The organism is Flavobacterium cauense R2A-7 (genome assembly GCF_000498475.1).
Taxonomy (GTDB): domain Bacteria; phylum Bacteroidota; class Bacteroidia; order Flavobacteriales; family Flavobacteriaceae; genus Flavobacterium; species Flavobacterium cauense.
Genome location: NZ_AVBI01000013.1, coordinates 1 through 6,840, shown reverse-complemented (window position 1 = coordinate 6,840; position 6,840 = coordinate 1). Strand labels below are relative to the sequence as shown.

Genomic DNA, 6,840 nt, shown 5'->3' with positions numbered 1-6,840 from the left:
GTAAATCAATGATTTAATTTAAGGTGTGAGGTAAAGATATTTTACTCTTCATGTGATAAAATTTTTTCGGTGGGGTTTTGTAATTGACAAGCTGTTTTCTAAACTACAAAACGAATATGGATTACCCTTTAGCCCCGGGTGGAGTGGCACGAAGTAGAACAGAACACGGGAACTGCGTATAGCAATCAAAACCAAGCCTTTCGCTCCAAAAAATAAAAAAAAAGTAACCGTTTGATTTTTATTGTTTGTCTGAAACCTGCAAAGGAAAGCGAAAGAAATCATTATATTTTTCTTTTCTGGGTAAAATTATATATAAGTTACTCAGATTATATTTTGTTTAAGTGAGGGTGTAAAAACAATAAAGCTGTCCGATTACGAACAGCTTTATTGTTTTTTAGATTTAATTTTGATTCACTTATTCTTTGATGAAGCGGTTGCTACCGACTGATGCACCATCAGAAACTTCTATTATGTAGATTCCTGGAGTTAGTGTGCTTACGTTTACAGAATTGTTATCGGTGTTGCCGTTTTTTATTTGCTGTCCCATTAAATTAATGATTCTGTATGAAACGGTATTTTCGATAGCTGTAAAATATAAAGTTTCTCCTTTCACGGGATTCGGATACAATTTGAACGTTAGTTTGCCGTTTTCCTGTTTCGTTTTTTCGGAATCATCCATGCTTGCATTATCAACAGGTTCAATTTTAACGGTTGTTCCTACAATAGTAACGGTGTAATCTTCAACCTCACCGTTAGTAAACACCTCACATGCGGTTGGAAGTGCATTGTATTTCATGGATACTCTCATTCGGGTAGCTCCCGAAACGGCATTTGTAGGAATGAAGAAGCTTCCGCTTACTGATGAAGCTTTGCTTTTTGATTTACTGAAAACAAGTTCGTTAGAATCGAAATTTCCATTCTGGTTATAGTCAATCCAAACCGAGTAGGCCTCGTTGGCAGACGTTCCGTTCCAAGCAGGTGTTATCGTAATTGTTGCGGTAGAGCCAGTTGAAAGACTAGTTGATAAGGATGTAAAGTTACCATATCCGTTGTTATTTCCTGAAAGATTGTTAATAGATCCTAATTGAACACGGTTGATGAATTCTCTTGCTGTGCTGCCTGCTGAGTTGCAATAAGAAATACCAGCACTTAAAGTAGTTACGGTTACGGTGTTACTTGCAGAGGATACGTTTCCGGCTGCATCTTTAGCGGTTACATAAAAATTGTATGTTGTTGCAGCAGCTAAGCCGGTTACTCCTAATGAGGTAGTTGTAGTGGTTGTTGTCAACACTCCGTTTTGATATACGTTATAACCGGTGATTCCTACATTGTCGGTAGCAGCAGCCCATGTTAGGGTAGTGCTTGAAACGGTAGTTCCGGAAGAGAAAAGCTTTGTACTAGTCGGAGCAGTGGTGTCTGCTATCGTAAGAGCTTGGGTCGTCACGGTTACAGTATTACTTGCTGAGGAAGTATTTCCGGCTGCATCTTTAGCAGTTACGTAGAAATTGTAAGTCGTTGAAGGTGTCAAGCCCGAAACCGTCAATGAAGTAGCAGTAGTGGTGGTTTTCAACACTCCGTTTTGGTATACATTGTATCCGGTTACTCCGGTGTTATCTGTCGCTGCAGTCCAAGTCAAATTTGTTACATCAGTAGTTGTTCCAGAAGCCGAAAGCGTTGAAGCGCTTGGAGCAGTGGTGTCAGCGGCAGCTAAAGTCGTTACGTTTGCAACATTGCTTGATGTAGAGGTGTTTCCGGCCGCATCCTTAGCGGTTACATAGAAACTGTAAGTAGTTGAAGCGGTTAAACCTGTTACAGCCAATGAAGTTGCGGTAGTGGTTGTTTTCAACACTCCGTTTTGGTATACATTATATCCGGTTACTCCTGTATTGTCTGTCGCTGCAGTCCAAGTCAGATTTGTAGCAACAGTAGTTGTACCTGAAGCCGAAAGCGTTGAAGCGCTTGGTGCAGTAGTGTCAGCAGCAGCTAAAGTCGTTACGTTTGCAACATTGCTTGATGTAGACGTGTTTCCGGCCGCATCCTTAGCAGTTATGTAAAAACTGTAAGTTGTTGAAGCTGTCAAACCTGTTGCAGCCAATGAAGTTGCGGTTGTGGTTGTTTTTAATACTCCGTTTTGGTATACATCGTATCCGGTTACTCCTGTATTATCTGTCGCTGCAGTCCATGTCAAGTTCGTGCTTGAAGTTGTTGTACCTGAAGCAGAAAGTGTTGAAGCTGTTGGTGCTGTAGTGTCTGTCGAACCAGAGCCAGTTATGGTAAAATTGGCGTTGTTCACATCAAAGAAAATATGGTTGCTCCCTTTTACCATGATTCTATTCGTGGTTCCTGGCATGTTTGGGATTACGATGCTTTGTGAACCGTCATTTGGAGTTCCCGCAACCAAAGTGATTGGGAACGTTTGTCCGCCATCGGTGGATAATAAAATGTCGACATTGGTAGCATTCACTCCGTTAGCATTGGTTCCAGCAACGGTCCAGTTAATGGTTTGTGAAGTTCCCGCTGCATACGAAACCGCCGTGTTTTGCGAATCTACGGTAAAAGGTCCGGCAACGCCATTTACAGTGATTACCATATCATCCGTATTATTAGCACCACCTCCGACTCTGTTGTCTCTTACTGTTAAACGGAAGTTTAAAGTACGGGCAACACCTGGTAATGTTTCTGAAGCGATTCTTGACCCTGCCGTTGTAGACAGTCCTGCCAAAATTGTAGTCATGTTAGGGAAGTATCTTTTAGGAGAAGTTGTTGGAAGATTGGATCTGAAAAGCGGTCCGGCAGTTGCAGTTGCCGTTGGAACCGTTGTAGTAGCATCTCCTAAATCGATTTGTTCCCAAGAATAGGTAAGAGTATCATTCGTATTAGAATCGGTTGCTACACCAGTCAGCATAAAAGGGGTTCCTTTAGGAATGGTGTAGTCGATTCCGGCATTTACAATTGGTACCGCATTACCTGTTAAAGTAATTGTGGCACAAGTTTTTGTTTTGATATTGTCGGTAACTTGTTGAATGCTGATGGCGTGAAAATAGTCGTTTGAATATTGCTGGATATCTTTAAGACTTGTTCCGGCATAACTCATAATCGTTGAGCCGCTACCAGGTTCCATCTGAGCCGGATTGCCACTTTCTGTTCTGTAGGTAAACGTGTGGTTGGCACCCAACTGATGGCCCATTTCGTGCGCTACATAATCGATATCAAAACGATCACCGGAAGGAGTACTTGTACCTGTATAAGCACTTCCTTTAGAACCACCTACACAAATACAGCCATTACAGTTTGCATTTCCACCAGCGGTGGTTCCTCCAAACAAATGCCCTATATCATAATTGGCTTCTCCAATAATTGTTGTCAAATTAGATTGCAATTGAGATCCCCAGTAAGCAGGATCATCACCATAGGGATCAGTAGCGGCATTAGTATAAATAATGTTATCATTGTTGGCAATAAGAACTAATCTTAATCCAAAATCCCTTTCGAAAATGGCATTTACTCGCGTTAACGTGTTGTTCATGCCGGCTAAGGCTAAAGTTTTGGTTCCGCCAAAATAGGTCGCATATTCTCCAGTACAGGACAACGCCAATCTGAATGTACGTAACTTGGCATCGTCAGCACCTCGGGCAACATCAGTTGTTGAACGGTTAACCAATTCGATTGCTGTATCAGTAACACCACACTCAAATTTGTCTGAACTATTTTTATTGTCGGATTTTTTATAAACAGTATAAGTGTTTAAATCATTAGTAATCGGTTCGATAAAAATAGCTTCCTGATTAGGATATACGGTCATGGATTTGAATCCTAACGGCGAATTACTAAAATAGGCACGGGCGTTAGGATTGTCCACACCAACAGCCACATAGGATTTGATTTCCGGATATTTGGCTGCTAATGCGGGATCCATCACTGAGTTTTCGTAAACTTTGAAATTTTCAAGTTTGCCTTCTCCATTCGGTAAGGTAATAATTGTATTTGCAGTATTGTTGGAAGCATCTCTTTTGGGAGATTTGGCCAACAATTTTTTTAGTGTAGGTACATTTAAATCGAAAAGATTTTTTTGAGGCAAATGAGATTTGCTAATTCTTCCGGAAGTTTCTTTTGCAGTATTCTTTTTCCATAAAGCAGTTCCATCTTGGGCAATTCCGTAGGTTCCGATAAATAGTAGGGCAGCACAAATCAATTTTTTCATAAATCACTTCTTTTTGTTAACTTCCTCAAAATTAATAGGTTAAAAAGAAATATCGATGAAATTAACGAAAAAATCGATGAAATGCACGTTTTTTTTCGATTTATAAGATTTAAGCTATAGCTTTCAATTTTTTTTTTTAGATATAATTGATGAATAATTTCTGTAATAATTTGTTTTTCAGTAATTTATGTAGTTGCTGTTTTTGATAATTAAAGGTGAAAATTGTAAAAGAAGTCAATTTTTAAGTAAGAAAAAAACAGCTGTTTCTTTAGGTGTTACCTTTTTCGGATACTGTCAAAATTTTTTTTAAAGCCTAAAAAAATAGAGAAGTAAAAAAGTTTTTTCGGGGCTCTTTTATAAAAAATTGTAGTTTTTTTGAATTTATGCATCGACTAAATTTCAGTTAAGTGTTTGATAACTAATGTATTGTTAAAAATGTTAAGATATTCAAATGTTAGCGAATTGTTAAAGAAATTATTGAAAATAGTGTTAAATTTGTGTCAATAAACTTTAATAAGGTTATTAGACGGTTTTATGGTTAATTGTGATTGCGATATGCAATAATACCTCCACAGAAATCAATTAACGATTTATCTTTTTTCTTTTTTTAAGGTAATTTAAAACTTCAATTTTTGATTGAAAGGGCATTTTTCAGATCCCCTCTTCTGTCATAGATCTTCCTCCTAATAGTATGGCTCTAAAACCGTATTATTATGAAACGAAAAATAGCTTTTTTAAAAGATGATGACCCTTATGAATGTACAAAAACAAGAACCTATTCTCAACACTTACTTTCAATAGTTTTACTTTTTTTACTTTCCGGGTTATCCATTAATTCGATGTTTGCTCAAGAGCAACAAGATTTGCGTTTGCTTACAAGTGCGTATACAGATGGTCAGTGTCCCGCTAATGATATTCGAGTAATATCTGCCAGTATAGATACCGGAAGTCCATGTAACACGTGTGAAAGTGGTCCGGTAACTGCTCCTCTTACTATTCGAGTTAACCATAACACTGAGAGTAGTGGTAGACATTTGGCGATTTGCGGGACTATAGTAGAAACCTTATCTGGCGGTGGGACTGTAAATCATAATCTTTCAATGTGTTTTGGACCACTTCTAAAAAATTCAGAGCAAACAGGAGGAGGACAAGATTTAGCTCCCGTCGACTTTACCTTTACTTGTGGGAGTACGCTTGTAATAACAGATATTCTTTTAGTTTGGACAGCTGCCAATGGGGAGTGTCCCGTAACGTTGGCCAATAATCCTAATGGTAAATACTGTTGGGATAATCCGGATGTTAATATTCCTACATCAATCAGAGCAACCGAAACCCATGTGGCTGCAGGATGTTATGGAAGCGCAACGGGTTCTATCGATCTGACAGTAACTGGTGGAGCTCCGCCATTTACTTATGCGTGGTCTGCTACCAATGGAGGTGCTGTTCCATCAGGTCAAGCTGGAAATCAGGATCTTACCGGATTAGTGGCTGGGACATATAGCGTTACTATTACGGATTCGAAAGGCTGTCAAGCAACGAAATCAGGTATTGTAATAAGTCAAAATGCTGAGACATTTCCGGATATAACTAAAGGTCCGGGTAGTGCTTCTACACAATGTGGTGTCAGTCCGGCGACTGCTCAAGCTGCAATAAATACTGCCTTTGCTGCTTGGTTGGCCAACGCTACACCGAATGATCCGAACGATACAGAAGAAAATGGTGTTGTAGTTGTAAACGGAGGAGCATCGCCTCATAGCATAGTGAGAAGCCCTCTTACTCCAACTGCACCTTCGTATAATGGAGGGTCTACGTCAGTGACTTGGACCATTACCGATAATTGTGGTAAACAGGATTCTGTTACCGCAACCTTTACGGTAACCAACAACTGTAGAATCATTTGTCAGACCACTCCAACCGCAGTAACTTGTAACGGATTATCTACAGGTTCCATTGCAGTGAGTGCTTCTGCCGGATTCCCGCCTTATAATTTCTATTTGTACCTTTCTTCTGATTTAAATACCCAATTGGCAAGTTCCTTAAATGTGAATACAAATCCAGGCTTGGCAACTTTCTCAAATTTGCCGGCGGGTGTTTATACCGTACTTATCACAGATTCAGTTCAAGATTTAAACGATCCAACAGTATGTGCTGATGCTACCGTTACCCAACCTGATGCTGTTACTTTAGTGGCTTCTCATTTGGATGTAACATGTAACGGTTTAGCCGATGGTAAGTTAAATGTAGACAGTTTCAGCGGAACTGGTACTCCGAGTTTTTATCTTAAAACCGGAGCTGGTGCCTTTGTGGCAACTACAGAAGCGGCTATAGAAGCGGGCAGTTACGGACCAAATACCTATGTGATTAAAGTGACGTATCCTGCCGGTTCGGGTGGTGGCGTTTGTGAAGCTACTGAAACAGAAATCATCGGTCAACCGGACGCTGTTACTTTAGTGGCATCTCATACAGATGCGACTTGTAACGGACAAGGTGACGGTACACTAACCATCAATAGCTTCAGTGGAACGGGTACTCCAAGTTTTTATCTTAAAACGGGAGCCGGAGCATTTGTGGCAACAACAGAAGCTGCTATAGAAGCAGGTAGTTACGGACCCAATACTTATGTTATTAAAGTAACCTAT

Annotated in this window: 2 protein-coding genes; one reads left to right on the top strand and one right to left on the bottom strand. The window is 39.8% G+C overall.

Annotation, left to right across the window (positions count from 1 at the left end):
- Positions 1 to 415 precede the first annotated feature (415 nt).
- The gene (locus tag FCR2A7T_RS06120) at positions 416 to 4,201 is read right to left on the bottom strand and encodes a reprolysin-like metallopeptidase (RefSeq protein ID WP_023570412.1); all 3,786 of its coding nucleotides are present in this window, start codon (positions 4,199 to 4,201) and stop codon (positions 416 to 418) included.
- A 713-nt stretch (positions 4,202 to 4,914) separates the two neighbouring features.
- Here FCR2A7T_RS06120 and FCR2A7T_RS06115 point away from each other — a divergent pair.
- Positions 4,915 to 6,840: SprB repeat-containing protein (locus tag FCR2A7T_RS06115; protein WP_131494801.1), on the top strand; the 1,926-nt coding region annotated here is incomplete at its 3' end.